This window comes from Methylosinus sp. shoA, from assembly GCF_059718125.1.
This window is the reverse complement of sequence record NZ_AP046091.1, coordinates 4,621,424-4,647,980: the sequence shown is the minus strand read 5'-3', so window position 1 is coordinate 4,647,980 and position 26,557 is coordinate 4,621,424. Positions and strand designations below refer to the sequence as shown.

Here is a 26,557-nt window from a genome sequence, read left to right as displayed (position 1 = left end):
GGATCAGTTGGTCCCGTCCGCCGGGCCGACGTCGACCTCGGCGAGACTGAAGGCGAGCTCGGGCGCGAGCATGGGCTCGAGCCGCGCCGTCGCCGGATATTCGGCGATCTCGGCATAGCCGGCCGCGCCGAGGCGGCGATGAATCCATGTGGTTGCTTTCAGCACATCCACGACCCAGACCTCGCGTACGCCGAAAGCCGCGTAGACGCCGATCTTGCGGCCCTTGTCGTAGGAGAGGCTCGAATCGGCGATCTCGATCGCCAGCAGAACCGCCGGGCCGTCGAGCGACGTCAGCGCGAGGCCGCGGGGAAAGACGCAGAAATCGGGCTCGACGAAGCTGCGCGCGTCGAGCCGCAGCGTCGTCTCCGGGGCGATCTCCAAATGAGTCGGCGCGATGCGCTGCAAATGGCGATTGACCGCGATCTTCACCCATTCATGCCGGGCCCCCTTGGGCGACATGGGCACGACTTCCCCGCCGATCAACTCGAACCTTTCGTCCTCGTCGATGATGCCGGCGCGGACCATCTCCTCGATTTCCGCGACGCTCCAGCAGCGCCGGGGGAGTCCCTCGGCGGCCTGGGTCTCGAGCGGAAGGCCGAGCGGGCGCAGATGCGGGTTCATGGGCGCAATATAGCGCATCGCGCGCTTCGTTGCATCGCAATCCCGAATGCGGGATGCGCGGCGCGCTTCCTTTCGCCTCCCCCCGCTGCTAACCTGACTGCGACCGACTCGGTCGAAAGGACACGACTTGCTCGTCGATCTCGTCTATGGCCTCGCCGCTTTCGCCGCCTATTTCCTCGGCTGCATCGCTTATTGCGCGGCTTTCTGCATCGTCTACACACGGCTCACCGCGCATGACGAATATGCGCTGATCGTCGAGCAGCACAACGCCTCCGCGGCCATCGCCTTCGGGGCGAGCCTCGTCGGCTTCGCGATCGCGCTGGCCGGCGCCGTGCACAATACGACCTCCGCGATCGAGTTCATCGTCTGGGGCTTCGTCGCCTTCGCGACGCAGATCGTCGCCTATCTCCTCGCCCGCCTGGCGCATCCCGGCCTCTCCGAGGCGATCGAGCGGAACGCGATCGCCGCCGCCGTCTGGCTCGGCGCGGTCTCCCTTTCGGCCGGCATGCTCAGCGCCGCCTGCATGAGCCCGTAATGGCCGCCGGCGGACGCAAGGAGTTCGGCCGCCGCGGCGTCGCCGCGCCGCCCGTCGTCACCAATGCGCCGGAAGGCCTGCCCGGAGCGCGTAATCTCTCGCCGGCGCGCAAGCGCTCGCTCGCCGTCGCGCTGGTCGCGCTCGGCGCCGGCTCGATCGGCGGCTATGCAGCTTATGAATCGGCGCATCGCGAGTGCCCGCCCGAGGGCGATCAGCCGCAGGAGGACTGCCGGCGTTCGGGCTGCGGCGGCCATGGCGGCTCCGCCCGCGGCTGGCTCTTCGGCGGCTCGGGCGCGCAGGAATCCTCGTCCTCCTCTTCCTCGTCCGCGCATGTGGGCGGCTCGTCGGGCCTGCACGCCTTCTTCGGCGGCTTTGGCCGCGCGGGCTTCGGCCACGGCGGCGGTTCGTGAGGCGGCAGGCTTTCGAGCCGCGGCCCGATTTCGCTGCCGAGGCGGCGCGCATCGGCTTTCATTTCGCGCAGATCGACGGCGAGCCCTATTGGGACGAGAGCGCGGCCTATGTGTTCTCGATGCGCGAGATCGAGGACGATCTCGAGCAGGCGACGGAGGAGCTCGCGCGCCTCTGCGACGAGGTGATCGCGCGCGTCGTCGCGAGCGAAGAGCTGCTCGAGAAGCTGCGCATTCCGCGCCACGCCTGGAGCCTGATCGCGGACAGCCATTCGCGTCGCGAGCCGTCGCTCTACGGACGCTTCGATTTCGCCTATGGCGGCGAGGGGCCGCCGAAGCTGCTCGAATACAACGCCGATACGCCGACCAGCCTCTACGAATCCTCTGTCGCGCAATGGCATTGGCTGGAGCAGATGATCGAGCGCGGGCCGCTGCCGAAGAGCGCGGATCAATTCAACTCGCTGCATGAGCGGCTGATCGCGCTCTGGCGCCAGATCGCAGGCGGCGAGTTCGTCCATCTCGCATGCCTCGGCGCGAGCGTCGAAGATCGCGGCGCGATCGCCTATCTCGCCGATTGCGCGATGCAGGCGGGATCGCGGACGGCGTTGCTCGACATGGGCGACATCGGTCTTCGCGGCGACGTCTTCGTCGATCGCGAGGGACGGCGGATCGACACTCTGTTCAAGCTCTATCCCTGGGAGTGGATGTTCGCCGACGCTTTCGGCTCTTCTTCGGCGATGCGCTCGGCGCGTTTCGTCGAACCGCCGTGGAAAGCGATCGCCTCCAACAAGGGCTTTCTCGCGCTGTTGTGGGAGGCGGCGCCGGGACATCCCAATCTCCTGCCCTGCTTCTTCGAGGACGACGCGCGGGCGGCGGAGCTGCGCAGCTATGCGCGCAAGCCGCTCTACTCGCGTGAGGGCGCCAATGTGACGCTCGTCGATGGCCGCGAGCGCCTCGCGCAAACGGGCGGAACCTATGGCGCCGAAGGCTTCGTGCGCCAGGAGCTGCATCTGCTTCCCGAGTTCGACGGCAGGCGCCCGGCGCTCGGCTGCTGGCTCGTCGGCGACGCGCCGGCCGGCATGGGCGTGCGCGAGGATGTCGCGCTCGTCACCTCGGACCGCTCGCGCTTTTTGCCGCACGCCATCATCGATTGACGCCCGTTCGGCCGAGGCGTACCGTCTATTTTGTAATAAGAATAATCTAAGGGAGAACGACCATGCCCGACGTCACTTTCTCCACCCCGCTCCTCCACAGGAATGTGACCGTCTATGCGGTCGCGGGCGACACGCATACGATCCTCGCCGTCGCCGAGGCCAACGCGATTCCCATTCCGCACGACTGCAAGGACGGCGAATGCGGCTCCTGCCTCATCGAGGTCATGCCGCTCGACGACAAGACCATGGGCGCCACGCTGACCGAGAAGGAGAAGGCGCAGTTGAAATCCATGGGCAAGATCACGGCGGAGGAGATTCGCCGCGCCGAGGTCGACGATATTCCGCCGAAATATCGGCTCGCCTGCCAATATGTGGTGCGCGACCAGGATATTCTGGTGAAATTTTCCGGCGAGCCCGGCGGAGCGAACTGATCGTCGCTCGCAGCCTCGCTCGCGACGAGCGTCGCATCGTCGCGAGCGAGGCGATCGCAAGGCCGCCCCATGGCTCTGGGTCGCTTCGCTGCGCTCGCGATGACGCGGCTCCGTGAGCGGCCGGTCGGAGCGAGGACGAGGGGAACTGGTCTTGCCGCCGACGTCGTGCTAACAGCGGCCTCCGCGTCCGGATCGTCCGGCGCGCAGCTGTCGGGGAACGGCCATGTCCGATATTTTCCGCGAGGTCGACGAAGACGTCCGTCGCGAGCAGGCGGCCAATCTCTGGAAGCGCTATCAGACGCCGGTGATCGTCGCCGCGGCGCTGATCGTCGCGGGGACCGCGGCCTGGACTTTCTACGAGAACAGGCGCCTCGAGGCGGCGGTCGCCGCCAATCTGCGTTATGACGCCGCGGTCGAGCTGGCGACGGCCGGCAAGAGCGCGGAAGCGGTCGCGGCCTTCGACGCCGTCGCCAAGGACGCGCCCAAGGGCTATGCGGCCCTGGCCAGGCTGCGCGCGGCGGAAGAGCTCGCCAAGAGCGACAAGGACAAGGCGATCGCGGCCTTCGACGCCGTCGTGCAGGACAAGAGCGTCGACAAGCTCACCCAGGAAGTGGCCAAGCTCAGGGCGGCGCTCGTCGCGCTCGAGCAGGGCGATCGCGCCAAAATGGCGGATCGCTTCGGCGAGCTCGTCACCGCCGACGGGCCGTTCCGCTACACCGCGCAGGAGCTGCTCGGCCTCGACGCGCTGAACGACGGCGACTTCGACGAGGCCCAGCGCGTGTTCAAACTGCTCGTCGACGATCTCAACGCGCCGCATGCGATGCGCCAGCGCGCCTCCGCCTATCAGGCGCTGTTGAACGCCGCGCGCGGCGGCAAGCCCGCGCCCGCTGCGCCAGCGCCCGCCGTTTCCGCGCCGGACGCGAAATAGCGAGGGGCGCGGCGCGGGCCAGAGGCCGCTCATGTCGTTCACGCTCGCCATCATCGGCCGGCCGAATGTCGGCAAGTCGACCTTGTTCAACCGCCTCGTCGGGAAGAAGCTGGCGCTCGTCGACGACCGGCCGGGCGTGACGCGCGATCGCCGCGAGGGCGAGGCGCGTCTCGCCGATCTGCGCTTCACCATCATCGACACCGCAGGGCTCGAGGAGGGCGCGGCGGCCACGCTCGAGGGGCGCATGCGCGCGCAGACCGAGGCGGCGGTCGAAGCGGCCGACGCCATTCTGTTCATGATCGACGCGCGCGTCGGCGTGACGCCGGACGACAAATATTTCGCCGATCTCGTGCGCCGCGCCGGCAAGCCCGTGGTGCTCGCCGCCAACAAGTCGGAAGGCAGGAAGGGCGAGGCCGGCGTCGTCGAATCCTACGAACTCGGCCTCGGCGATCCCGTGCCGCTCTCGGCCGAGCATGGCGAGGGACTCGGCGAGCTCTATGACGCGCTGCGCGAGGCGCTGCCCGAGGCGACCGAGGCGCCGGAGGAGGACGAGGAGGCGGCGACCGATGTCGCCCTCTCTTCCGACGAGGACGGGAGCGAGGCCGATCCGTCGAAGCCGCTGCGCATCGCGGTCGTGGGCCGGCCCAATGCCGGCAAATCGACGCTGATCAACCGGCTGCTCGGCGAGGATCGGCTGCTCACCGGCCCCGAGGCCGGCATCACGCGCGATTCGATCGGCGTCGAATTTCGCTGGCGCGATCGCGAGATGAAGCTGTTCGACACCGCCGGCCTGCGCAAGCGCGCCCGCGTCGTCGACAAGCTGGAGAAGCTCGCCGGCGCCGACGCGTTGCGCGCCGTGCGCTTCTCCGAGGTGGTGGTGCTGCTGCTCGATTCGGCCATTCCCTTCGAGAAGCAGGACCTGACCATCGCCGATCTCGCCGCGCGCGAGGGCAGGGCGGTGGTGATCGCGCTCGGCAAATGGGACGCGGTCGACGATCCCGGCGCGCGGCTCGCGAAGCTGCGCGAGGAGGCCGAGCGCCTGCTGCCGCAGATCAAGGGCGCGCCGGTGGTTCCCGTCTCGGGCGCGACCGGCTACGGCCTCGACGGCCTCATGCGCGCGGTGCTGGAAGCGCATGAGGTATGGAACCGCCGCATCTCGACGGCGCGCCTCAACCGCTGGCTCGAGAGCGCGATCGACGAGACGCCGCCGCCCGCGGTCTCCGGCCGGCGCATCAAGATCCGCTATATGACGCAGGCCAAGGCGCGTCCGCCCTATTTCATTTTGTTCGGCAATCAGCTCGAGGAGCTGCCGGCGAGCTATATGCGCTTCCTCGTGAACGGTCTGCGCCGCGCCTTCGACCTTCCGGGCGCGCCGATCCGCATCTCGACCCGCTCGGGCGAGAACCCGTTCGACAAGGGGAAGAATAAATCACGATAGAGCCCGTTGAATCAAAGGGTGTTTCCTTCTCCCGCTCGCGACGCGAAGCGGGCGAGGGCGGCGCGCGCCCTTGACAGCATCGGACAATATTCCTATTCTTCACCCGCTTCCGCCGCATGGGGCGGCGCCCGAAGGGTCGGGCGGCGTCGGCGGGGCACGGTTCGCGAGGACGGGAGGCGACCCTCTCCCGCCCCCTCGCGACGCCACGCCGCCGGCGCCGGTCTTCCTTCGTGCGGAAGCCTCGCGAAAGCGAGGTGCGGACCGGGCCGAATATCCGAGGGTGGCGCGGGGATAGACTACCCGAAAGGGGAAAACAACCCTGGCCCCGGAGGCGGCGAACAGAAAAGGCGGCCGTGGTCCGGAACGCTCGAGGCTCCGACCAACCTTCCTTTTCCGCGGCCGAAACGGCGCCGCGGCGTTCCGGACCTCCCATATCCCGCGCCGGAAACGGCGGCGGGGACGCCGCCGCGCGCCCTTCGCCGGCGACCGCCGGGCGCATTGACAAGAGGCTCGAGCTCGGCGCATATTGACGTTATGTTATAACATCCTTATCGGAGGGGCTGCATGGCGAGGCTTTCTTTGCGCGCCGTTCTCACGGGCGGTTGCGCGGTCGCGGCTCTGCCGTTCGCAATCGAGGGCGCGCGGGGTCAGGAGATTCTTCCCGACATCGAGGTCGCGGCCGCGAGCCCGATCAGCCGGCGCGCCCCTGCGCGGCAGAAGACCGAGAGCGACAAATCGGCGCCCGGGCAGCTCGCCGTCGTCGCCGATCAATTCGCGACGGTGACCGCCGTCTCCGGCGACGAGATCCGCCGTTCGCCGGGCGCGACGCTCGGCGATCTGTTGTTCGGCAAGCCGGGAATTACGGGTTCGAGCTTCGCGCCGGGCGCCGCGAGCCGGCCCATCGTGCGTGGGCTCGATTCCTATCGCGTGCGCATACAGGAGAACGGCGTCGGCTCGAGCGGCGTGTCGGAGCTCGGCGAGGATCATGGCGTTCCGCTCGATCCGCTGGCGGTCGGCCGGCTCGAGGTGGTGCGCGGACCCGCCACATTGCGCTTCGGCTCGCAGGCGATCGGCGGCGTCGTCGACGCATCCAACAATCGCATTCCCGAAGCCGCGCCCTGCCGCGAGGGCGAGGCGAACGGCTCGGCGCTCTGCTCGCGGCTCGAGACGCGCAGCGCCGTCTCGACGGTCGACGCCGGCCTCTCGCAGGCGGCGCTGCTCGACGTGGGGCAGGGGAATTTCGCCTTCCATGCCGACGCCCACGGGCGCCGCGCGAGCAATTACGCCATTCCCGCCTATCCCTATCTCGCGCCGGAGGAAACGGCGCCGGTCGTCGCCGGCCGCCAGCCCAATTCCTATCTGCGCTCGGGCGGCTGGTCGGCGGGCGGCTCCTATATCTTCGACCGCGGCTTCTTCGGCGTCTCGGTCACGCAATTCGACAGCGCTTATCGCATTCCCGGGATCGAAGCGACGGAGACGCGCACGCGCATCGACATGCGCCAGACCAAGGTGACGGGAAAAGGCGAATATCGCCCGCCGGCCTCTTTCATCGACGCCATTCGCGTCTTCGCCGGCGTCACCGACTACAAGCATCACGAGCTCGCCGACGAGGGCGGCTTCGACGGCATTCAGCAGACCTTCGCCAATAAGGAGCAGGAAGGGCGCATCGAATTGCAGTTCGTCCCGCTCGATCTCGCCTTCGGCAGGCTCACGAACGCGGTCGGCGTGCAGGGATCGCATCAGCGGCTCATCGCGCCCGGCGCCGAGGGCGCGCTGTTCGATCCGATCGATTCGCGCAGCATCGCCTTTTATTCGTTCAACGAGCTCGCTCTGTCGCAGACGACGCGGCTGCAGCTCGCCGGCCGCATCGAGCAGGTGGAGACGACGGGCCGGACGCCCGACCTCTTCGTCGATCCCGGCGTCGGCTATGGCTATGATCGCAACTTCGCGCCGAAGAGCGTGGCCTTCGGCCTGCTGCAGGACATTCCCTTCGGCTTGACGGCGAGCCTCGCCGCGAGCCATGTCGAGCGCGCGCCGCGCGGGCCCGAGCTGTTCTCGCATGGCGTCCACGAAGCGACGGGAACATTCGACATCGGCGATCCGCGTCTCTCGCTCGAATCCGCCGAGACGGTCGAGGCGGGTCTGCGCCGCGCGCAGGGTCCCTTCCGTTTCGAGGCGACCTTCTTCTACACGCATTTCCACGGCTTCATCTATCGGCGCCTGACCGGCGAGAGCTGCGAAGGCGAGTTCGAGAGCTGCTCGCCCGCGGGCGAGGGCGGCGATCTGCATCAGGCGGTCTATTCGCAACGCGACGCGGATTTTCTCGGCGGCGAGTTCCAGAGCCAATGGGAGATCGCGCCGCTGATGGGCGGCGTGATCGGCGTCGAGAATCAGCTCGACGTCGTGCGCGCGACATTTTCGGACGGGACCAATGTTCCGCGCATACCGCCGGTGCGGGTCGGCGGCGGCGCCTTCTGGCGCGATTCCAACTGGCTCGCGCGGATCAATGTGCTGCACGCCTTCGCGCAGAACAATATCGCACAGATCGCCGAGACGCGGACGAAAGACTATAATTTGCTGAGGGCCGAGATCAGCTACAGGGCCGAATTGCCGAAAGGCGAATTTCCCGCGCGGGAAATTCGCGTCGGCGTCGTCGGCGACAATCTGCTGAATGCGGATATTCGCAACAGCGTGTCCTACAAGAAGGACGAGGTTCCGCTGCCCGGCGCCAATGCGCGGCTGTTCGTCGACTTCGTCTTTTGACGAGCCCGGAAGCGTGCAGTCGAATGTCGAGCTTGTCGAAGATCGGGGTCGGCGGATGACGAATGATCGGCATGATCGGCCGCCAGAAGCAGGGCGATGTTCTGCATGTCGTCGCTCATTGCGCCGTTCTCCGCCAGAAATCGGAATGGAGCGCGCCCGCGCCTCGCTCACGATGGCGTCGAGCCGCGCCATCGGCTTCAGCGTGTCGTCGCCGCGAAACGGAAAATGGCGGGCCGCGTCGACTTGCGCAAATCCCGATGTCGGCGGACTTGATCGGCGGCCGAAAATCGGGCATAGGCTGCGGCCACGAGAAGCTGGGCGTTCACCCCGGCCTTGGAACATTCTGCCGGGAAAGACCGATGAAAGTCCGCAATTCGCTCAAGTCGCTGCGCGCGCGCCATCGCGCCAATCAGATCGTGCGCCGCAAAGGCCGCGTCTACGTCATCAACAAGCTGCAGAAGCGCTACAAGGCCCGTCAGGGCTGAGGCGGCGGGGCGTCCTCACGCCCCCATCAGCGCCAGCACATGCGCCGCCGCCGAGCGGCCGAGCGCGTCGAGATCATAGCCGCCTTCGAGCATAGAGACGACGCGGCCGCCCGCGCTGCGGTTCGCGACGTCCATCAGCCGCTTCGTCGCCTCGCTGTAATCGCGCTCCGTGAAGCGCAGGCCGCCGAGCGGATCGTCGCGATGCGCGTCGAAGCCCGCCGAGATCAGCAGCAGGTCCGGCGCGAAATTCCTCACGCGCGGCAAGATGCGCGTTTTCAGCGCCTCCAGGAAGTCGTCGCCGGTCGAGCCCGCCCAGAGCGGCGCATTGACGATCGTGTTGTGCTCGCCGGTCTCGCTCGTGGCTCCGGTCCCCGGATAATAAGGGGCCTGGTGGGTGGAGCAGAACAGGACCTGCGCGTCCGACCAGAAAATATCCTGCGTGCCATTGCCGTGATGCACGTCGAAATCGACGATCGCGACGCGTTCCGCCCCGTGCGCGGCCAACGCGTGGCGCGCCGCCGCCGCGACATTATTGAAGAAGCAGAAGCCCATGGGCGTCGATGGCCCGGCGTGATGGCCCGGCGGACGCATGCCGACGAAGGCCGTGTCGGCAGCCCCGCGCATCACCTCGTCGACCGCCGCGACGGCGCCGCCGACGGCGTGGAGCGCCGCCTCCAGTGTGTGCGGGCACATCAGAGTGTCGGGGTCGAGCGCCGTCAGGCCCTCGCGCGGCTCGGCGCTTTCGAGCCTGCGGATATAGCTCTCCGGATGGACGCGCAGCAGCGCCTCGCGCGTCGCCGCCGGCGCCTGGACGCGCGCGAGAGTCTGGAAGCGCTCCTGCTCGAGGCTCCGCTCGATCGCGCGCAAGCGATCCGGCTGCTCGGGATGGCCGGCGCCCATCTGATGGGCGAGGCCGCTCTCATGTGTGACGAATAGGGTTCTCACCACGCCGCGCCGTCGATCTCGGATCAGGGATTGTCCGCGCCTATAGCACGTTCCGGCGCCGCATCGGCGTAGCCTCACGGGAAAATTTCTCGAGTGGCCGCGGCCCTCGCGCTTTTCTGTCTCCCATGCGCAACAGGGCGGGGGATTCTTCAAAACCGAATATTTCGGCCGAGTAAGTTTATGGTAAGCAAACTCCTAATAGGATTGCTCGGCGTTGGAAAGAGGGCGCGTTCATGAATGCGAGGCTGGTCGTCGTCGCGGTAGGAGTTGGGTTGTCGGTCGCCGGCTGCAATGTCGCCGGCTCACGTCTCCCGGACCCGAAGCTCAGCGGAAGAGACGCGCAGTATATGGCTCTGGTGCCGACGGCCGACGTCGGCGCCGCCTATGAGCGCTATCTCGTCGATTTCAAGACGAGTGAGCCGCCGGGCTCGATCGTCGTCGACACCAAGAACAAGTTCCTCTATTTCGTCGAGGGTGGCGGCAAGGCGATCCGCTACGGCGTCGCCACCGGCCAGGAGGCCTATGGCTGGACCGGCCGCGCGACGGTCGGCTCCATGCAGGAATGGCCGCGCTGGATTCCGCCCAGGGACATGCTGGAGCGCTGGCCGCATCTGCAGCCGACGGCGGACGCCGGCGGACTGCCCGGCGGGCCGGACAATCCGCTCGGCGCTCGCGCGCTTTATCTCTACGAGGACGGCAAGGACACGCTCTATCGCATCCACGGCACCAATGAGCCGGACAAGATCGGCCAGAGCGTCTCGTCGGGGTGCATCCGCATGCGCGACATCGACGCCATCGATCTGTACAATCGCGTGAAGCTCGGCGCCAATGTGGTGGTGATCTGAGAGGGCGCGCCGCGTCCTCCTCCGTCACAGGCGCTTGAGCCCGAGCGCCTTGCCCTCCTTGGCGTCGCGCCGCCAGACGCCGTCCGCATGCTGCTCGAAATGCGCCTGATGGCCCTTGCGGGCCGTCAGCGCGAGGCGGCCATGCTCCAGAGACCAGCCGACCGGATCGAAGATGACGACGCCTTGATCCCGGCAGGCGGGGGCGAGCTGCGCGCGAAATCCGCCTTGCCCGCGGGCGCGGTCATAGAGCGTCAGCATGCAGCCCGTGTCCTTGTCGCCGCCGCGCAGGATGGCGTAGCGGCCGGCGACCTCGCCCGAGCGCCCGGCGCCGGCGGCCGAGGCCGGCGGAACCGCCGCGACGACGAGGCAGAGGCACGCGGCGAGCATCGCCGGTCCGGAGAATTTCGACATGGCGCACTCCAGGGATATCGTGTTGCAGAATCGGTAGAGAGATATTGCCCTGTCGGGGCGGATCGACCAAGCGCCCGCGCGCGCGACATCTGACGCGCGGGCGCTTCGCTTCTCTCGCTTCATCAGAATTCTTGCCAGGCGTCGGCGGCCTCGACCTCGGCCTTTCTCGCCGCCGAACGGCCCCTGCCGCCCATGGTCTTCAGCGCCGGCTCCGTCGTCCGCGCCGGCGCGCGAGTCCCCGATTCCCGCGATTCCCGGGAGACGGCGTCCATCTCCTGGGAAATACGACGCACCCGGAACACGAGCACGGTCTCGGCCAATTTCTCGGCTTCCTTGCGCAGGCTGTGGCTGGCGGCGGTCGTCTCCTCCACCATGGCCGCGTTCTTCTGCGTGTCCTGGTCCATCTGACTCACGGCGACATTGACCTGCTGGAGAGACGCCGATTGATCCGTCGTGGCGCTCGAGATGGCGGCGATGACGTCGCTGATCTCGTTGACCCGCTCGACGATCTGCTCGAGGGTTTCGCCAGCCCGCGTGACAAGGCCGACGCCGGCGACGACTTCTGCCGACGACGCAGAGATCAGATGCTTGATCTCTTTCGCAGCCTCTGCGGATCGCTGGGCCAGCGCGCGGACCTCGGAGGCGACGACCGCGAAGCCGCGGCCCGCTTCTCCGGCCCGCGCCGCCTCGACGCCGGCGTTGAGCGCCAGCAGATTCGTCTGAAAGGCGATCTCGTCGATCGTTCCGGTGATCTGCTCGATGTTCGCGGATGATTTCTCGATCCGGCACATCGCCTCCACCGCTCTGCGGACCACCTCGCCGCTGCTTTGCGCCTCGGCCTTGGCCCGCGCCGCCACGACATGCGCTTCACGAGATCCGTCGGCCGTTTTCTTCACGGTTCCGGTGATTTCGGCGACGGCTGCGGATGTCTGCTCGAGGCTCGCGGCCTGCTGCTCCGTGCGTCGTGAGAGATCGTCGGACGCGACGGTGATCTCGCGCGCCGCCGAGCGAATGAGCTCTGCGCCGTTCACGGCCGCCCCCACCGCGATCTCGAGGCGCTCCACGGACGAATTGAAATCGGTGCGCAGCTTGTCGAGCTCGGGAATGAAGGGCTGCTGCAGGCGTTGAACCAGATTTCCCGCCGCGAGCTGTCCCAATCCCTCGCCGATCTCCTTCACCGCGCGCACGCGCTGGGTGATGTCGATCGCGAATTTGACGACCTTGGCGATGCGTCCGCTCGGATCGAAGATGGGATTATAGGAGGCCTGAAGCCAGATTTCCTTGTCGCCCTTGCCGACGCGCCGAAATTCTCTCGAGAGATGCTCGCCACGATTGAGCGCGTTCCAGAACTCGCGATATTCCGCCGATTCGGCATAGGCCGCATCGACGAAGATGCGGTGGCGCCGGCCGACGATCTCGTCCAGACGGTAGCCGACCACCTGCAGGAAATTCTCGTTGGCGGTGATGATCGTGCCGTCGGTGCGAAATTCGATGACGCCCTGCACGCGCGAGATGGCGTCGAGCTTGCCGCTGTTCTCGGCGGACTTCAGCTTCTCGGTCGTCACGTCGCTCGCGACCTTGACGACCTTCGCGACCTTGCCGCGGCCATTGAGAACGGGATTGTAGGAGGCCTGAATCCAGACTTCCTTGCCCCCCTTGCCGATGCGCCGATATTCGCGCGCGTCGAATTCTCCGCGGCCGAGCTTGGCCCAGAACTCTCCATATTCGGCGCTGCCGGCGTAATCGGGGTCGACGAACATGCGATGATGTCGGCCGACGATCTCCTCGGGCTCATAGCCGAGAAGCTTGCAGAAGTTGAGGTTGGCCGAGAGCACGGAGCCGCGCGGATCGAATTCGATGATCGCGAGAGAGCGATCGAGGGCTTCGAGAATCGCGTTTCCAGCCGGGCCTCGGATCAAATTACGAAGGATCCCCATGGGGGCGTATCCTCTCCTAGAGGTGTTCGTCTAGACTAAACATGGACTTGACCGGTTAACGAATTGCTCGAGGCGCAAACGGCGGCGCTGCGTGTAACGAAATTGCGACAAATTCGCGCAGCGATTTCGTAGCGCCGAGAAACCCGAGGCGGGTTTTGCGCTGCGGTCCGCGAAGGTCTAAATAAGGCGACACGATCGCGTCCCATCCTGCAGGAGCCGGCAGAATGTCCAGCGCCTCCCTCGCCCTCGCCGAACGTTCGGCGCCGCGCTATACGAGCTATCCGACCGCCCCGCATTTTTCGGCGGAGGTCGGGGGGGACACGGCCGCGCGCTGGCTCGCCGAGCTCTCGCCGGACGCCAATCTCTCGCTCTATCTGCACGTTCCTTTCTGCCCGGCGATCTGCACCTATTGCGGCTGCCACACCAAGGCGCTGCGCCAGGATGCCCCGCTCACCTCCTATAAAGAGACGCTGCTGCGCGAGATCGAGCTGCTCGCCGCCTCGACGCGCGCGCGCCGCGTGCGCTCGATCCATTGGGGCGGCGGCACGCCCAGCATGCTCGGCCCGTCGCGCTTCCGGGAGGTCGCGCGCGTTCTCGCCGAGTATTTCGTCATGGATGGAGCGCTCGAGCATGCGATCGAGCTCGATCCGCGCCTCGTCGACGGGGAGCTCGCCGAAGCGCTGGTCTCCTCAGGCGTGAACCGCGTCTCGCTCGGCGTGCAGGACTTCAATCCGCATGTGCAGAAGGCCGCCGGCCGCGAGCAGCCCTATGAGGTCGTCGAGCGCTGCGTCGTGCTGCTGCGCGCGGCGGGGCTCGAGGCGATCAATTTCGATCTGATGTATGGCCTGCCCGAGCAGAGCGTCGAGGATGTGATCCACACGGCGAAGCTCGCCGCCGGGCTGTCGCCCAGCCGCTTCGCCGTCTTCGGCTATGCTCATGTGCCCTGGTTCGCCGTGCATCAGCGCCTGATCGACCAGGCGGCGCTCGCCGGCGCCAATGAGCGCCTCGCCCAGGCCGAGGCGGTGCGCGAGACGCTCGAGGCCGCAGGCTACGAGACGATCGGCCTCGACCATTTCGCCCGGCCCGACGACGCCATGGCGGTCGCGGCGCGGGAGGGAAGGCTCCATCGCAATTTCCAGGGCTATACGACCGACGACGCCGATGCGCTGCTCGGGCTCGGCGTCTCCTCGATCGGCAAGCTGCCGCAGGGCTATGTCGGCAATATCGGCGACACCGGCAACTGGCGCCGCGCCGTCGAGGCGGAGCGCCTTCCCGTCTCGCGCGGACTGGCCTTCACGGGCGAAGACCGTGCGCGGAGCGCCGTCATCGAGCGGCTGATGTGCGACTTCTCGGTGGATTTCGGTCGCGTCGCCGTGACGCACGGCTTTTCCGAGGACGCTTTCGACGACGCCGTCCCGCGCCTCGAGACGCTGCTCGACGAAGGCCTCGCGACGCTCGACGGGCGGCGCCTCGCGGTCACGCGGCGCGGCCGGCCTTTCGCGCGGCTCGCGGCGGCGGCCTTCGACGCCTATCTCGAGGCGCAGGCGGCGCGGCATTCGGTGGCGGTGTGAGGGGCGCTTCCTTCTCCCCATGGGAGAAAGAGACGCGCGTCGAGAGTCCTGCGATCGACCCACTTGGCCGGCCGCAGCTCTAAGGCAAACTCGCCCGCACCAGCTTCCCGTTGCGATTGCGCGGCAGCGCGTCGACGAAGACGACGACCCTCGGCCGCTTATAGGCGGCGAGATGTTCCGCGCAATGGGCGAGCACGGCGTCCTCGCCGAGTTCTGCTCCGTCACGCGCCACGACATAAGCCTTGATGATGGTCTGTTCGTCGCGGCCCGGCCGCTCGGCCACGGCGGCGTCGGCGATCTGCGGATGGGCGAGCAGGCATTTCTCCACCTCGGCCGGCGACACGCGATAGCCGAGCGCGTTCATCACCTCGTCGGCGCGGCCGTGGTGCCAGACATAGCCGTCCGCGTCGATCTCGACGAGATCGCCGGAGACGAACCACTCGCCGCGGAATGCATCGCGCTCCTCGTCGGGCCGGTTCCAATATCGCAGCATTAGCCCCGGCTCGCCGCGCCGCACCGCCAGCACGCCGGTCTCGCCGACGCCGAGCGGCTCCGTCCCGCCCTCGCGTGGGAGCACCGCCACGGTTCGTCCCGGCTGCGGGCGGCCGGGCGAGCCCGGGCGCACGGGCGCGGTCGGCCCGCTCGATACGAAGGTCGAGATCTCGCTCATGCCGAAGGCTTCGTAGAGCTCGGTCCCGACCCGCGCGCGCCAGTCCTCGAGCAGGCTCGGCGAGAGCGCCGCGCCGGCGGTGAGCCCGTGACGCAGGCTCGACAGGTCATGTGCGCCGAGCGCCGCATATTTGAGGATCTGCCGATAGACCCCCGGCACGGCGGCGAAGATCGTCGCGCGATGGCGCTCGACGAGGCGCGGCCAGACGGAAGGATCGGGACGGCCGTTGTAGAGCACCGCCGTGGCGCCGTTGGCCAGCGGATCGACGACGCCGACGCCGAGCGTATAGGTCCAGTTCATCGCCCCTGCATGCAGCATCACGTCGGACGGGCCGAGGCCCTGCCAATGGGCGTACATGGGCCGGCGGCCCCAGGCGGCGCGATGGGCGTGGAGCACGCCCTTGGGCCGGCTCGTCGTGCCGGAGGTGTAGACGAGATAGGCCGGATCGTCCGCGCCCGTGTCGGCGTAGTCGATGGGGTCGCAGGCGAGGAGACGCGCGAGATCGTCCCCGCGCAGCACGGCGACCTCCCCCGAATGCGCCTCGGTCTCGAAGTCGCGGCCGAGCACGAGCGCTTCGGCGCCGCAATCGGCGAGGAGGAAGGCGGCCTCTTCATGGGTGAGCTGGGCCGAGGCGAGCAGCGCCACATGGCCGGCGGCGATGGTCGCGAAATAGGAGAGGACGGCGCCCGCCTCATTGCCCATGCGGATCATCACCCGCGCGCCGGGCGCGAGGCCGAGCGAGCGCAAGCCCGCCGCGAGCGCGCGCACGTCGCGGTCGAGCGCGTGATAGGTCCAGCTGCGCTCCCCCTCGTCGCCGACGACGACGAGCGCGATTCTGTCGGGATGGGCGTTCGCCTGCTCGGCGAGGCAATAGCGGGCGAGGTTGAAACGCGAAGGAACGGGCTCGGTCATGTTCCGGCGGCGATAGCATAATTTCGGCCGCGCGTCGCTTCTCCCGCGCGCGAGGTCGGCCGGGCGTCGATTTCGGCTCCCGGGCGTCGTCCGGCCGCGGAAGCGCTTCGCGCAGGACGCTCGAATAGTCCTCGAGGGTCGCGTCCAATCGCTCGTGCATGAGCGTCCGATACGGCGCCGTGTCCTCGGTGAGCGAGGCGTGTTCCAGGCTGTCGAGATAGGCCTTGCGATCTTCCGGGCGCACGGCGATGGGCGGATAGCCGCCGCGGATCAGCGGCAGATTCATCAGCAGCCGTGCGGTGCGGCCGTTGCCGTCGCCGAACGGATGGCCGTCAGCCGGAAATGCGCTTCGAAGGCCGAGGCCGGATCGGGCGCCGCGGTCGTCAGCCAGACGCCGAACGCCTCCAGGAGGCTCGGAATTTTCGCGGGGTTCGGAAAGACCACGGGGAGCCGGCGATCCGCCGTGGATTGCGGCTGTAGACTCCGGCGATGTCCGGCCGGCTGCGGGCGACGATGCGCCGATGCAGCTCGCACACCACGCTTTCGTCGATCGGCGACGGTGAGGCGGCGAGCGCGCGCATCCACAGCAGAGCGTCATAATGGTCGACGGCTTCGAGATGGTCGCGGAGCGATTTGCCGCCGATCGTGACGCCATGCTCGATCACCTCCGCCGTCTCGCGCAGTGTGAGGGTGTTTCCCTCTATCGCATTCGACGTATAGGTGAGATCGACATCGTAATGCTTCTGAAGCTCCGCCAGAGCGGACGCCGACAGCGGGCGCAGCCGGTCGAGCTCCGCTTTCTTTCGTTCGATGCTGGCGATCAGCGCGTCGAGCATAGCGGCTTATATGACATCGTCGCGCCGATCGACAGAGAGGGCGGGACGAGAACGGCTCGCTCAGCTCGCCAGGCTCCGGGCCAGTTCGTCCGTGTGCGCCTGGGTGCGGCGGGCCATCTGGTCGATCTCGCGCGCCAGCGTCACGATCGCCTCGGCCCCGACGCCGGTCTGGGACATGGCGCTCGCCACCTGCGTCACATGCTGCGACATGGTCGCGGCGCTGTCGGCGGCCGAGCGCACGCCGCGGGCGATCTCCTTGGTGGCGGCGTCCTGCTCGTGGACGGCGGAGGTGATGATCGCCGAAATATGCTCGACCTCGGCGATCTTGGTCTTGATCTTGTCGATGGACAGCACCGACTGGTTCGTCGCCGCCTGGATCTCGGCAATCTGGTCGGCGATCTCCTGCGTCGCCTTGCCGGTCTGCGTCGCGAGGCTCTTGACCTCCTGCGCGACCACCGCGAAGCCGCGGCCCGCTTCGCCGGCGCGCGCCGCCTCGATCGTCGCGTTGAGCGCGAGCAGATTGGTCTGGGCGGCGATGCGCGAGATCAGATTGACCACATCGCCGACACGATTGGCGGCGGCCGATAGCCGCAGCATTTCGGCGCTGGAGCCATTGGTGTCCTGCACCGCTTGCCGCACCACCGAGGTCGATTCGACGGCCTGGCGGCTGATTTCGCCGATCGCCTCCAGCAGCTGCTCGGAGGCGGTGGCGACCGAGGAGACGTCCGCCGCCGCCTGCAGCGAGGCGGTGCGGGCGAAATCCGTGTCCTCGCGGGCGCGGCGCTCCTGCACGATCATATCCTCGGAAGCAGCGGCCATTTTCTTCGTCATGTCGCCGAGCTTGGCGGTGGTCGCCGAGAGCTCGTGCGAATAATGCTCGACCTTGTCGCGGATCGCCGCCTCGCGCCGCAGCCGCTCCTCGCGGTCGTCGCGCGCCTTGATCTCTGCGGTCATCTGGTTGTTGGCGCGCACGGCGTCGCGCAACACGATCAGCGCCTTGGCGATCGCCCCGATCTCGTCCGCGCGGTCGGCGTCCTTCACATCGATGGTCGTGTCGCCGGCGGCGAGGTCGGCCATCTGTCGGGCGATCGTCTTGATCGGCGCCGAGACGGTCCGATGTATGGTCGGGATCGACACGCCGACCACCAGAAAGGCCGAGGCCAGCGTGCCGATCGCGAGCTCGACCGAGAGCGAATCGGCCGCCCGGCTCGCGGCCACGACCAGTTCGCCTACGCGGGCGGCGTTGGCAGGATCGGCGGCGGCGTCGGCCAGATCGCGCAAATGGGCGACCGACACGAAGGCGGTGACGCCCATGAGAACCAAGAGGGCGAGAAAGAGGAACTGCCGAAATACGAGGCCGGCGCCGATCGAGGAATACCGCATTGGGGACACGTATCCTGTTTGTTCCCGTCGTCCCGAAAACGCTAGGCGATCTTCCTTCAAGCCGAGTTAACGGCGCCCGCGAGAAGGGCGTTCGCGACAGGCGTAGCCGAGATTCGAGGCGCCGACGCCCGGGCAGGGTCGAGAGAGGCCCGCGAGCCCTATGCGCCGGCGGACGAGGCGGCGCTTTCGCCGCGTCACGAAACGCGTTAACTGCTGTCCTTCCTGTCGGCGGTCTTCGCGCCCGCCGACGACGAGGCATGAGACATGATCGACGTCGCGGTCCAGATGGACCCCCTGGAGAGCATCAATTTCGCGGGCGATTCGACCTTCGCGCTGATGCTCGAGGCGCAAAGGCGCGGCTTCGCGCTCTGGCACTACACGCCCGAGGCGCTGTCGCTCGAGGGCGGACGGCTCGCGGCGCCGGCCCGCGCGCTCGCCGTCTTCGACGATCCCGCGCATTACTTTGAATTCGGCGAGCGGCGCGTTCTCGACCTCTCCGCCGTCGACGTGGTGCTGCTGCGCCAGGACCCGCCCTTCGATCTCGCCTATATCGCTTCGACCCATCTGCTCGAGAAAATCCAGTCGCGGGTCCTCGTCGTCAACGACCCGGCGGCCGTGCGCAACGCGCCCGAAAAACTATTCGTCATGGAGTTCGCCGATTTGATGCCGCCGACGCTGATCTCGCGCGACCGGGCGGCGATCGAGGCCTTCCGCGCCGCGCAGGGCGAGATCGTCATGAAGCCGCTCTACGGGCATGGGGGCGCGAGCGTGTTCAAGGTGGCGGCGCGCGATCCCAATTTCGGCTCGCTGTTCGATCTGTTCCACACCATGTTCCGCGAGCCCTGGGTGTCGCAGCGCTTCCTGCCGGCGGTGGCCGCGGGCGACAAGCGCATCCTGCTCGTCGACGGCGAGCCCTTGGGCGCGATCAACCGCATTCCGGCCGAGAACGACATTCGCTCCAATATGGTGCGCGGCGGCGCGGCCGCGGCGACGGCGCTGACCGACCGCGAGCGCGAGATCTGCGCGCGGCTCGGTCCGGCGCTCAAAACGCGCGGCCTCTTGTTCGTCGGCATAGACGTGATCGACGGCCATCTGACCGAGATCAACGTCACTTCGCCCACGGGCCTGCGCGCGCTGGCGCGGCTCGGCGGCCCCGATCTCGCCGGCCCGATCTTCGATGCGATCGAAGCGAAGCTCGCCTTGCTGCGCAGAACGGGCTGAGATGCGCGCGACCCGAACGCTGGAGGAGCAGCGCCAACCGACCCCGTCGCGGGGGCGTCTGCCGCCCCCGTCCGCCGCCGGCCTCCGCGCCGCGCTCGGCGAGACGATCGCCGCGGCCTGCGCCGAAGCGAAGCCGGGCGCGCCGCCGCGCGCCGCCGTCGTCGACCTGCTGCGCGCCGCGCTGGCGGAAGGCCATGGGACGGCGCGCGCTTTTCTCGACGCCGGCGGCAAGGGCATGGACTGCGCGCGCTATCTCTCCGATCTCGAGGACGAGATTATCGGCGCGATCTACGACTATGTCGTGCGCTTCGTCTATGTGGCCGACAATCCGACCTTCGCCGAGCGGCTCACCATCGTCGCCGTCGGCGGCTATGGACGCGGGACGCTCGCGCCCGGCTCCGACATCGATCTCTTGTTCCTGATGCCCTACAAGCAGACGCCCTGGGGCGAGAGCGTCGTCGAGGCGATCCTCTATATTCTGTGGGATCTGCGCCAGAAGGTCGGGCATTCGAGCCGCTCGGTCGCCGAATGCCTGCGTCAGGCGCGCGCCGACGTGACTATCCGCACGACGATTCTCGAGGCGCGTTTCATTCTCGGCAGCGCCGAGCTCTATCGCGAGCTCGTGACGAGCTTCGAGCGCGAGATCATGCGCGGCGACACGCGCGCCTTCGTCGCCGCCAAGCTGGCGGAGCGCGACCAGCGCGTCTCGCGCGCCGGCTCCTCGCGCTATCTGGTCGAGCCCAACGTCAAAGAGGGCAAGGGCGGCTTGCGCGATCTGCACACTCTGTTCTGGATCGCCAAATATGTCTACCGCGTGCGCGAGCCCGAGGAACTCGTCGCCGCGGGCCTCTTCACCAGCGCCGAGCTCGCTTTGTTCCAGCGGTGCGAGGAATTCCTGTGGCGCGTGCGCTGCATGCTGCATTTCCTCACCGGCCGGCCCGAGGAGCGCCTCTCCTTCGACATGCAGCCCGTGCTGGCGGCGCGGTTCGGCTATCACGACCGCGCCGGCCTGTCGCGCACCGAGCGCTTCATGAAGCATTATTTTCTCGTCGCCAAGGACGTCGGCGATCTGACCGCGATCGTGTGCGCGGCGCTGGAAGAGCGCGAGGCCAAGCCGCGCGCCATGCTCGACCGCGTGCTCGGCCGCCTGCGCCGCCGCGCGCAGAAGCTTCCCTCCGCCGATTTTCTCGTCGATCACGACCGCGTCCGCGTCGTGGACGAGCATGTGTTCGAGCGCGATCCGGTCGATATCTTGCGGCTGTTCTGGATCGCCGACCGCCACGGCCTCGCGATCCATCCGGATGCGGCGCGCGCCGTGACGCGCGCGCTGCGCTTCGTCGACGCCGATCTGCGCGCCGACAAGGAGGCCAATCGCCTGTTCCTCGACATTCTCACCTCGCACAATATGACCGAAACCGTGCTGAGGCGCATGAACGAGACCGGCGTGCTGGGGCGGTTCATTCCCGAGTTCGGCCGCATCGTCGCGATGATGCAGTTCAACATGTATCATCACTATACGGTCGACGAGCATCTCCTGCGCGCGGTCGGCGCGCTCGCCGCGATGGAAGCCGGGTGCGGTCCCGGCCAAGCGGCGCTCGCCGCCGATATTCTGCCGACCATCGCCAATCGCAAGGCGCTCTACCTCGGCCTGCTGCTGCACGACATCGCCAAGGGCCGCAAGGAGGACCATTCGGCGGTCGGCGCGCGCATCGCCTATTCGCTGTGTCCGCGCCTCGGCTTCACGCCGGCCGAAACCGACACGGTCGCCTGGCTCGTGCAGCATCACCTCCTGATGTCGAGCATCGCCCAGAGCCGCGACCTCTCCGACCGCCGCACGATCGAGAATTTCGCCGGCGTCGTCCAGACGATGGAGCGGCTCAAAATGCTGCTCGTCCTCACCATGTGCGACATTCACGCGGTCGGCCCCGGCGTGCTCGACGCCTGGAAGGCGCAACTGCTCAACGTGCTCTATTGGGAGACCGAGGTGGTGCTCGGCGGCGGCCATTCGGCGGCCGACCGCAAGAGCCGCGTCGCCCACGCCAAGGAGGAATTGCGCGCCGCGCTCGGCGCCTGGAGCGAGGCCGAGTTCGAGGCCTATGCGCAGCGGCATTATTCGGCTTATTGGCTGAAGGCCGATCTGCCGCGCAAGGTACGCCACGCGCGCCTGTTGCGCGAATTGAACCACGCCAGGGCCCCGCTCGCCACCACGGTCGATCTCGATACCAAGAGCGGCGCAGTGGAGCTGACCGTGGTCGCGCAGGATCATCGGCGCCTGTTGTCGATCATCGCCGGCGCCTGTGCCGCGAGCGGCGCCAATATCGTGGACGCGCACATCTTCACCACGGCCGACGGGCTCGCGCTCGACACCATCTTCTTCTCGCGCGCCTTTCCGCTCGACGAGGACGAGCTGCGGCGCGCGCGCCGCGTCGCCGACTATATCGAGAAGGCGCTGCGCGGCGAGATCGCCATTTCCGAGGCGGTGGCCGCGCGCAGCGCCAAGGACCGCTCCCTCGCCTTCGACATCGCGCCCGACGTCGTCATCGACAATAGCTTCTCCAATGTCGCGACCGTCATCGAAGTGTCGGGCCTCGACCGCGTCGGCCTGCTGTTCGATCTGACCAACGCCATCTCCAACCTCAATCTCAACATCGGCTCGGCCCATATCGTCACCTTCGGCGAGCGGGCCGTCGACTCCTTCTATGTCACCGATCTGACGGGCGGAAAAATCCTCTCCGCCTCGCGCCAGGCGACGATCAAGCGGCAGCTGCTCGAGGTCTTCGCCCCGGCGCGGGAGAAGCGCGCCCGCGCCCGCGAGGCGGGCGCCGCGCCGACTTGATTTTGCGGGACGGCGCCCTGATATCGGGGACGTTTCATCGCCAATGGAAGAGATCATGAGCGACGATAAGAAGACCGAGACCACGCCGCCCGACCGGGTCCCGCCGCTCCCGGGCGAGGCCGACGCGCCGGCGGAGACGGCGGCCGCCGCCGCCGGGTCCGAGCTGGAGGCGCTCCAGGCGGAGGCGGCCAGTCTCAAGGACAAGCTGCTGCGCGCCCTCGCCGATATGGAGAACATGCGGCGGCGGACGGAGAAGGAGGTCGCCGACGCCAAGATCTACGGCGTCGCCAATTTCGCGCGCGAAATGCTGACCTTCGCCGATAATCTGCGCCGCGCGGTCGAAAGCGTGCCGCCGGCGGCGCGCGAGACGCTGGACCAGAGCGTCGTCACGCTGATCGAGGGCGTCGAGCTCACCGAGCGTGATTTTTTGTCCCGCCTCGGCCGTTTCGGCGTCAAGCGCATGGACGCGAAGGGTCAGCGCTTCGACCCCAATCAGCACGAGGCTCTGTTCGAGATCCCGGACGAGAGCGTGCCCAATGGGACGATCGCCCAAGTGGTCGAGCCCGGCTATCTGATCGGCGAGCGCGTGCTGCGCCCGGCCAAGGTCGGCGTCGCGCGCGGCGGCCCGAAGGGGTGATGGTGCGCAGCCGGCCCAAATTCCACTCCCTCACCCTGAAGAGCCCGCGCAGCGGGCGTCTCGAAGGGTGCGCCGCCGCGCGCCGGGGCATCCTTCGAGGCTTTTTACCGCAAACAGCGCCTCGGGGACGAGGGGGGTTGAATTCCGGGGCCCCGGCGGCGCGGCGTCACAGCCATCCATTACGCCGGAAGCGCCAATAGAGCAGGGCGCATATCCCCGAAATCGCGCCGAGCACGAGAAAATAGCCGAAGCGCCATTTCAGCTCCGGCATATGCTCGAAATTCATGCCGTAAATGCCGGCGATCGCCGTCGGCACGGCCAGAATCGCCGCCCAGGCCGCGAGCCGCCGGGCGATCTCGGTCTGCTGAATCTGGCCGTTCATCAGGCTCGCCTCGAAGGCGAAGGCCAGCACCTCGCGCAGGGTCTCGATCGATTCGCGAACGCGACGGATATGGTCGGTCACGTCGCGGAAATGCGGCCGCATGACCGGATCGATCGCCATGACCTGCGTATGCTCGAGCCGCTGGCACACATCGACCAGCGGGGCGACGGCGTTGCCGAGCCGCAGGAGATCGCGGCGCAACGTGTAGAGCCGATCGATTTCGGCCCTTCCCGGCGCGCGCGCGAGAATATCGTCCTCGATCGCCTCGACCTCGGCGTTGATCGTCGCGAGCACTGGGAAATAATCGTCGACGATGAAGTCGAGAATGGCGTAGACGATATAATCCTCGCCCTCGGAGAGGCCGTGCGGCGCGGCCTCGCAGCGCTCGCGCACCTGCGCATAGGAGCGCGAGGCGCCGTGACGGATCGACAGCACATAGCCCTTGCCGACGAAGAGATGCGTCTCGCCGAAGGCGATGCGGCCGTTCTCCATCTGCGCCGTGCGCGCGACGATGAACAGTCCCTCTCCATATTGTTCGAGCTTGGGATATTGATGCGCCTTGCCGGCGTCTTCGACGGCGAGCGGATGCAGGCCGAACTGGCGCTGCAGGCGTGCGAGCAGCTCGAGCGAGGGGTCGTGCAGCCCGATCCACACGACATGGCCGGGACGCGCCGCAAAGGCTCCGGCCGAATCGATGTCGATGTCCTGCAGCCGCTTGCCGCCCGCATAGACGGCGGCCGCCACGACGCCGGGCTCGCGGGCGGGTCTCTGCGACGTATCGTTCATGAATCTCGTCCGGGCATGAGCATCGTGGAGCACTTACGCGCGGGCGGGCGGCCGGACAAGTAGGCGGCGCCTCACATCAGCGCGCGGAAATCCTCGACTGTCAGCGGCGCGACGACGTTCAGATCGTCGTCGAGAATCTCATAGAGAATCTCCTTGCCGCCATAGATCGTGAAATGCACGATGACATCCTCGTCGCCGCCGCCCTCGCGATGCGGGTCCGGGGAGGGCGGGCTCACCTTGTAGCTGCCGACCGGGCGTATCTCCTCGATCTCTCCATTCGGGTGATAGAGCCGGTGCTCGCCCTGGATCACGAAGGTTTTGTTCACAGTCTTATGACGATGCAGCAGGATCTTCTCATTGCCGGCGAATTTGTAGAGCACGTGGATGATCCCGTTGACGTCGTCGATATCGAGCACCGAGAGCCACAGATGATCGGCGCCGGCGAGGCGCTTCCATTCGATGTTGTGGTCGTCGAAGGCGAAATTCGGCATGGGGGCGCTCCTCCCTGACCGTTGTGGACAGTCGGAGAATCCGGCGAAGACGGCCCGCCGTCCAATGGCGAGCGCCCGCTCTGCTTCGTGAGATTTGCCCGTGAGCAACGCGGCGCCGCCGACGCTCGCGCCTTACGAAAGTTTCATGCGGCCGCCACTGCAGCGTAAGCCGGCCTACCCCATCTTCCTCTGCAAGGCGGGCGACCCGCCCCGCGCCCGTGACGGGCGCGCCAGATCGATGGAGACGGTTTGATGACCTTGCCTGTGCTTTTTCGTCGAGCTCTCGCCATAGGCCGGACGGCGCGCTGGCGCCGGCCCGAGCATCGTCCCTTCCGCATGGCTCTTCTCTCCGGCGCCGCCGCGCTCGCGCTCGGCGCCACGCTCGCGACGCCGCTCACCGGCTTCGCCATGGCCGAGGCGCCGCCGGTTCAGACTCAGAGCGCTCCGGCCGCGGTCGGCCCGCAATCCTTCGCCGATGTGGTCGAGCGCGTGAAGCCCGCCGTCGTCGCGGTCAAGACCAAGGCGCTCGAGGTCGGCGGCGGCCCGGAGGAGGGTTTTCCCGGCATGCCGCCCGAGCTCTCGCCCGACGATCCGCTCTATCGCTTCTTCCGCCATTTCGGTCCGCCCGCCGGCGGGCGGCGGCAAAAGCAGGTCACCCAGGCGCAGGGCTCGGGTTTCGTCATCAGCGCGGATGGCTATGTCGTGACCAATAATCACGTCGTCGAGCATGCCACGCAGGTGGAGGTGACTTTCGACGACGGCCGCACGTTGCCGGCCAAGATCGTCGGAACCGACAAGCGCACCGATCTCGCTCTGCTGAAGATCAGCGACGGCAACAAGCTGCCGCATGTCGACTGGGCGACCTCGAGCCCGCGCGTCGGCGATTGGGTGATCGCGGTCGGCAATCCCTTCGGCCTCGGCGGCACGGTGACGGCCGGCATCGTCTCGGCGCGCGGGCGCGACATCGGCGCCGGGCCCTATGACGACTTCCTGCAGATCGACGCGCCGGTAAACCGCGGCAATTCGGGCGGCCCCTCCTTCGACGAGCGCGGCCAGGTGGTCGGCGTCAACACCGCGATCTATTCGCCGTCCGGCGGTTCGGTCGGCATCGGCTTCGCCATTCCGAGCGAGGTCGCCAAGGACGTGATCGCCGCGCTCAAAGAGAAAGGCTCGGTGGCGCGCGGTTGGATCGGCGTGCAGATTCAGCCGGTCACGCAGGACATCGCGGAGAGCCTCGGTCTCAAGTCGGCCAAGGGCGCGCTCGTCGCGCAGCCGCAGCGCGGCGGACCGGCGGCGGCGGCGGGGCTCAAGTCCGGCGATGTGATCACCGCGGTCGACGGCCAGAAGATCGACAATCCGCGCGAGCTCGCCCGCCGCATCGCGACGCTCGGCCCGGGCAAGACCGCCGAGATCACTTTTCTGCGCAACGGCGCCGAGAAGACCGCGAAATTGAAGCTCGGCAAGCTGCCTTCGGAGAAGGAGGCGGCGGCGGAGACCGAGGATGACGGCGTGGAGCAGGGCTCCGCGCTCGCGGCCTATGGCCTCGAAGTGGCGCCGGCGTCCGAATTGCGTGGACGCGGCGGCGGCGAAGGCTTGATCGTCGTCGGAATCGATCCGGGCGGTCCGGCCGCGCAGCGAGGCTTGCAGCAGGGCGATGTGATCCTCGAGGCCAATGGCCAGGCGATGAAGACGCCCGCCGACCTCGCCGATGCGATCGATTCGGTGAAGAAAGAGGGCCGCAAATCCGTGCTGCTGCGCGTGAAATCGGCCGGCGGAACACGCTTCGTGGCGCTCTCCGTCAATCCGGCGTCGTAAAGGCTTCTTGCGCGGGTCCGTCTGAAGCCCCCACCACCCGCGCGAAGCGGGCTCGCGCAATGAAGGGCGCCGGGAGACGACCGTCTCCTCTCCCGGCGTCTCTCCCCGGCAGACCAG

General features: G+C 67.7%; 23 protein-coding genes and 1 pseudogene. 14 read left to right on the top strand and 10 right to left on the bottom strand.

The features are described from left to right. Positions 1 to 3 precede the first annotated feature (3 nt). Complete coding sequence (locus AC6IW9_RS21785; protein ID WP_497767317.1) at positions 4 to 639, bottom strand: Uma2 family endonuclease; 636 nt, start codon at positions 637 to 639, stop codon at positions 4 to 6. Between the two features lie 109 nt (positions 640 to 748). Between AC6IW9_RS21785 and AC6IW9_RS21780 the strand changes: the two genes are divergently transcribed. The 8 genes from AC6IW9_RS21780 (at position 749) to ykgO (ending at position 8,762) form a co-directional block, all read left to right on the top strand. Continuing rightward, the gene (locus AC6IW9_RS21780) at positions 749 to 1,156 is read left to right on the top strand and encodes a DUF350 domain-containing protein (protein ID WP_497767315.1); all 408 of its coding nucleotides are present in this window, start codon (positions 749 to 751) and stop codon (positions 1,154 to 1,156) included. Then, the gene (locus tag AC6IW9_RS21775; RefSeq protein ID WP_497767312.1) at positions 1,156 to 1,566 is read left to right on the top strand and encodes a hypothetical protein; all 411 of its coding nucleotides are present in this window, start codon (positions 1,156 to 1,158) and stop codon (positions 1,564 to 1,566) included. The genes AC6IW9_RS21780 and AC6IW9_RS21775 overlap by 1 nt, the downstream gene beginning before the upstream one ends. Beyond that, positions 1,563 to 2,717, top strand: coding sequence for a glutathionylspermidine synthase family protein (locus tag AC6IW9_RS21770; protein WP_497767310.1), 1,155 nt, complete (start codon positions 1,563 to 1,565; stop codon positions 2,715 to 2,717). The genes AC6IW9_RS21775 and AC6IW9_RS21770 overlap by 4 nt, the downstream gene beginning before the upstream one ends. 62 nt (positions 2,718 to 2,779) lie before the next feature. Continuing rightward, positions 2,780 to 3,148 (top strand): 2Fe-2S iron-sulfur cluster-binding protein, encoded by a 369-nt coding sequence (locus tag AC6IW9_RS21765; protein ID WP_497767308.1) that lies wholly within the window; start codon positions 2,780 to 2,782, stop codon positions 3,146 to 3,148. Positions 3,149 to 3,371: 223 nt separating this feature from the next. Continuing rightward, positions 3,372 to 4,076: a tetratricopeptide repeat protein gene (locus AC6IW9_RS21760; protein ID WP_497767306.1), complete on the top strand. Its 705-nt coding sequence runs from the start codon at positions 3,372 to 3,374 to the stop codon at positions 4,074 to 4,076. A gap of 31 nt (positions 4,077 to 4,107) precedes the next feature. After that, entirely contained in the window at positions 4,108 to 5,514 is a 1,407-nt protein-coding gene (gene der / locus AC6IW9_RS21755) for a ribosome biogenesis GTPase Der (RefSeq protein WP_497767303.1), read from the top strand. A gap of 564 nt (positions 5,515 to 6,078) precedes the next feature. Next, positions 6,079 to 8,277, top strand: coding sequence for a TonB-dependent receptor (locus tag AC6IW9_RS21750; protein WP_497767299.1), 2,199 nt, complete (start codon positions 6,079 to 6,081; stop codon positions 8,275 to 8,277). Between the two features lie 359 nt (positions 8,278 to 8,636). Beyond that, positions 8,637 to 8,762 (top strand): type B 50S ribosomal protein L36, encoded by a 126-nt coding sequence (gene ykgO, locus AC6IW9_RS21745; protein ID WP_497767296.1) that lies wholly within the window; start codon positions 8,637 to 8,639, stop codon positions 8,760 to 8,762. 15 nt (positions 8,763 to 8,777) lie between these two features. Here ykgO and AC6IW9_RS21740 read toward each other — a convergent pair whose 3' ends face one another. Beyond that, positions 8,778 to 9,710, bottom strand: a complete 933-nt coding sequence (locus AC6IW9_RS21740; RefSeq protein ID WP_497767293.1) for a histone deacetylase family protein — start codon at positions 9,708 to 9,710, stop codon at positions 8,778 to 8,780. A 230-nt stretch (positions 9,711 to 9,940) separates the two neighbouring features. Between AC6IW9_RS21740 and AC6IW9_RS21735 the strand changes: the two genes are divergently transcribed. Beyond that, on the top strand, positions 9,941 to 10,552 hold the full coding sequence (locus AC6IW9_RS21735; RefSeq protein ID WP_497767291.1) for a L,D-transpeptidase: 612 nt from the start codon (positions 9,941 to 9,943) through the stop codon (positions 10,550 to 10,552). 24 nt (positions 10,553 to 10,576) lie between these two features. Here AC6IW9_RS21735 and AC6IW9_RS21730 read toward each other — a convergent pair whose 3' ends face one another. Together AC6IW9_RS21730 and AC6IW9_RS21725 are read right to left on the bottom strand one after the other, a co-directional pair. After that, entirely contained in the window at positions 10,577 to 10,963 is a 387-nt protein-coding gene (locus tag AC6IW9_RS21730) for an AprI/Inh family metalloprotease inhibitor (RefSeq protein ID WP_497767289.1), read from the bottom strand. Between the two features lie 122 nt (positions 10,964 to 11,085). Continuing rightward, complete coding sequence (locus tag AC6IW9_RS21725; RefSeq protein ID WP_497767286.1) at positions 11,086 to 12,900, bottom strand: methyl-accepting chemotaxis protein; 1,815 nt, start codon at positions 12,898 to 12,900, stop codon at positions 11,086 to 11,088. Positions 12,901 to 13,124: 224 nt separating this feature from the next. Between AC6IW9_RS21725 and hemN the strand changes: the two genes are divergently transcribed. After that, positions 13,125 to 14,471 carry an oxygen-independent coproporphyrinogen III oxidase gene (gene hemN, locus AC6IW9_RS21720; RefSeq protein ID WP_497767283.1) on the top strand — a complete coding sequence of 449 codons (1,347 nt, stop codon included), beginning with the start codon at positions 13,125 to 13,127 and terminating at the stop codon, positions 14,469 to 14,471. A gap of 79 nt (positions 14,472 to 14,550) precedes the next feature. On the opposite strand, the gene AC6IW9_RS21715 is transcribed toward hemN, so the two are convergent. From AC6IW9_RS21715 to AC6IW9_RS21700, 4 genes and pseudogenes are all read right to left on the bottom strand, one after another. Continuing rightward, positions 14,551 to 16,053, bottom strand: a complete 1,503-nt coding sequence (locus tag AC6IW9_RS21715) for an acetate--CoA ligase (RefSeq protein ID WP_497767281.1) — start codon at positions 16,051 to 16,053, stop codon at positions 14,551 to 14,553. 298 nt (positions 16,054 to 16,351) lie between these two features. Next, a pseudogene (locus AC6IW9_RS21710) lies at positions 16,352 to 16,444 on the bottom strand (hypothetical protein); the annotation flags it as partial. Then, positions 16,437 to 16,889, bottom strand: a complete 453-nt coding sequence (locus AC6IW9_RS21705; RefSeq protein WP_497772600.1) for a Fic family protein — start codon at positions 16,887 to 16,889, stop codon at positions 16,437 to 16,439. The pseudogene AC6IW9_RS21710 and the gene AC6IW9_RS21705, both read right to left, overlap by 8 nt. A gap of 60 nt (positions 16,890 to 16,949) precedes the next feature. Further along, on the bottom strand, positions 16,950 to 18,272 hold the full coding sequence (locus tag AC6IW9_RS21700) for a methyl-accepting chemotaxis protein (protein ID WP_497767279.1): 1,323 nt from the start codon (positions 18,270 to 18,272) through the stop codon (positions 16,950 to 16,952). 264 nt (positions 18,273 to 18,536) lie between these two features. Between AC6IW9_RS21700 and gshB the strand changes: the two genes are divergently transcribed. The 3 genes from gshB to grpE are packed head-to-tail and all read left to right on the top strand — an operon-like array spanning position 18,537 to position 22,966. Then, positions 18,537 to 19,493 carry a glutathione synthase gene (gene gshB, locus AC6IW9_RS21695; protein ID WP_497767276.1) on the top strand — a complete coding sequence of 319 codons (957 nt, stop codon included), beginning with the start codon at positions 18,537 to 18,539 and terminating at the stop codon, positions 19,491 to 19,493. 1 nt (position 19,494) lies between these two features. Beyond that, positions 19,495 to 22,329, top strand: coding sequence for a [protein-PII] uridylyltransferase (locus AC6IW9_RS21690; protein ID WP_497767274.1), 2,835 nt, complete (start codon positions 19,495 to 19,497; stop codon positions 22,327 to 22,329). Between the two features lie 55 nt (positions 22,330 to 22,384). Next, complete coding sequence (grpE, locus tag AC6IW9_RS21685; protein ID WP_497767272.1) at positions 22,385 to 22,966, top strand: nucleotide exchange factor GrpE; 582 nt, start codon at positions 22,385 to 22,387, stop codon at positions 22,964 to 22,966. Between the two features lie 166 nt (positions 22,967 to 23,132). On the opposite strand, the gene corA is transcribed toward grpE, so the two are convergent. Continuing rightward, complete coding sequence (gene corA / locus AC6IW9_RS21680) at positions 23,133 to 24,134, bottom strand: magnesium/cobalt transporter CorA (protein WP_497767270.1); 1,002 nt, start codon at positions 24,132 to 24,134, stop codon at positions 23,133 to 23,135. Positions 24,135 to 24,205: 71 nt separating this feature from the next. Next, positions 24,206 to 24,625 (bottom strand): regulator, encoded by a 420-nt coding sequence (locus tag AC6IW9_RS21675; RefSeq protein ID WP_497767267.1) that lies wholly within the window; start codon positions 24,623 to 24,625, stop codon positions 24,206 to 24,208. 252 nt (positions 24,626 to 24,877) lie between these two features. Between AC6IW9_RS21675 and AC6IW9_RS21670 the strand changes: the two genes are divergently transcribed. Further along, positions 24,878 to 26,440 (top strand): DegQ family serine endoprotease, encoded by a 1,563-nt coding sequence (locus tag AC6IW9_RS21670; RefSeq protein WP_497767264.1) that lies wholly within the window; start codon positions 24,878 to 24,880, stop codon positions 26,438 to 26,440. Positions 26,441 to 26,557: the final 117 nt, after the last annotated feature.

Bases quoted from the DNA above. Each gene is read 5' to 3' on its own strand.
- AC6IW9_RS21785 (WP_497767317.1), bottom strand. From the start codon at position 639: ATGCGCTATATTGCGCCCATGAACCCGCATCTGCGCCCGCTCGGCCTT.
- AC6IW9_RS21775 (WP_497767312.1), top strand. From the start codon at position 1,156: ATGGCCGCCGGCGGACGCAAGGAGTTCGGCCGCCGCGGCGTCGCCGCG.
- AC6IW9_RS21765 (WP_497767308.1), top strand. From the start codon at position 2,780: ATGCCCGACGTCACTTTCTCCACCCCGCTCCTCCACAGGAATGTGACC.
- AC6IW9_RS21760 (WP_497767306.1), top strand. From the start codon at position 3,372: ATGTCCGATATTTTCCGCGAGGTCGACGAAGACGTCCGTCGCGAGCAG.
- der (WP_497767303.1), top strand. From the start codon at position 4,108: ATGTCGTTCACGCTCGCCATCATCGGCCGGCCGAATGTCGGCAAGTCG.
- AC6IW9_RS21750 (WP_497767299.1), top strand. From the start codon at position 6,079: ATGGCGAGGCTTTCTTTGCGCGCCGTTCTCACGGGCGGTTGCGCGGTC.
- ykgO (WP_497767296.1), top strand. From the start codon at position 8,637: ATGAAAGTCCGCAATTCGCTCAAGTCGCTGCGCGCGCGCCATCGCGCC.
- AC6IW9_RS21735 (WP_497767291.1), top strand. From the start codon at position 9,941: ATGAATGCGAGGCTGGTCGTCGTCGCGGTAGGAGTTGGGTTGTCGGTC.
- AC6IW9_RS21730 (WP_497767289.1), bottom strand. From the start codon at position 10,963: ATGTCGAAATTCTCCGGACCGGCGATGCTCGCCGCGTGCCTCTGCCTC.
- AC6IW9_RS21725 (WP_497767286.1), bottom strand. From the start codon at position 12,900: ATGGGGATCCTTCGTAATTTGATCCGAGGCCCGGCTGGAAACGCGATT.
- hemN (WP_497767283.1), top strand. From the start codon at position 13,125: ATGTCCAGCGCCTCCCTCGCCCTCGCCGAACGTTCGGCGCCGCGCTAT.
- AC6IW9_RS21715 (WP_497767281.1), bottom strand. From the start codon at position 16,053: ATGACCGAGCCCGTTCCTTCGCGTTTCAACCTCGCCCGCTATTGCCTC.
- AC6IW9_RS21705 (WP_497772600.1), bottom strand. From the start codon at position 16,889: ATGCTCGACGCGCTGATCGCCAGCATCGAACGAAAGAAAGCGGAGCTC.
- AC6IW9_RS21700 (WP_497767279.1), bottom strand. From the start codon at position 18,272: ATGCGGTATTCCTCGATCGGCGCCGGCCTCGTATTTCGGCAGTTCCTC.
- gshB (WP_497767276.1), top strand. From the start codon at position 18,537: ATGATCGACGTCGCGGTCCAGATGGACCCCCTGGAGAGCATCAATTTC.
- AC6IW9_RS21690 (WP_497767274.1), top strand. From the start codon at position 19,495: ATGCGCGCGACCCGAACGCTGGAGGAGCAGCGCCAACCGACCCCGTCG.
- grpE (WP_497767272.1), top strand. From the start codon at position 22,385: ATGAGCGACGATAAGAAGACCGAGACCACGCCGCCCGACCGGGTCCCG.
- corA (WP_497767270.1), bottom strand. From the start codon at position 24,134: ATGAACGATACGTCGCAGAGACCCGCCCGCGAGCCCGGCGTCGTGGCG.
- AC6IW9_RS21675 (WP_497767267.1), bottom strand. From the start codon at position 24,625: ATGCCGAATTTCGCCTTCGACGACCACAACATCGAATGGAAGCGCCTC.
- AC6IW9_RS21670 (WP_497767264.1), top strand. From the start codon at position 24,878: ATGACCTTGCCTGTGCTTTTTCGTCGAGCTCTCGCCATAGGCCGGACG.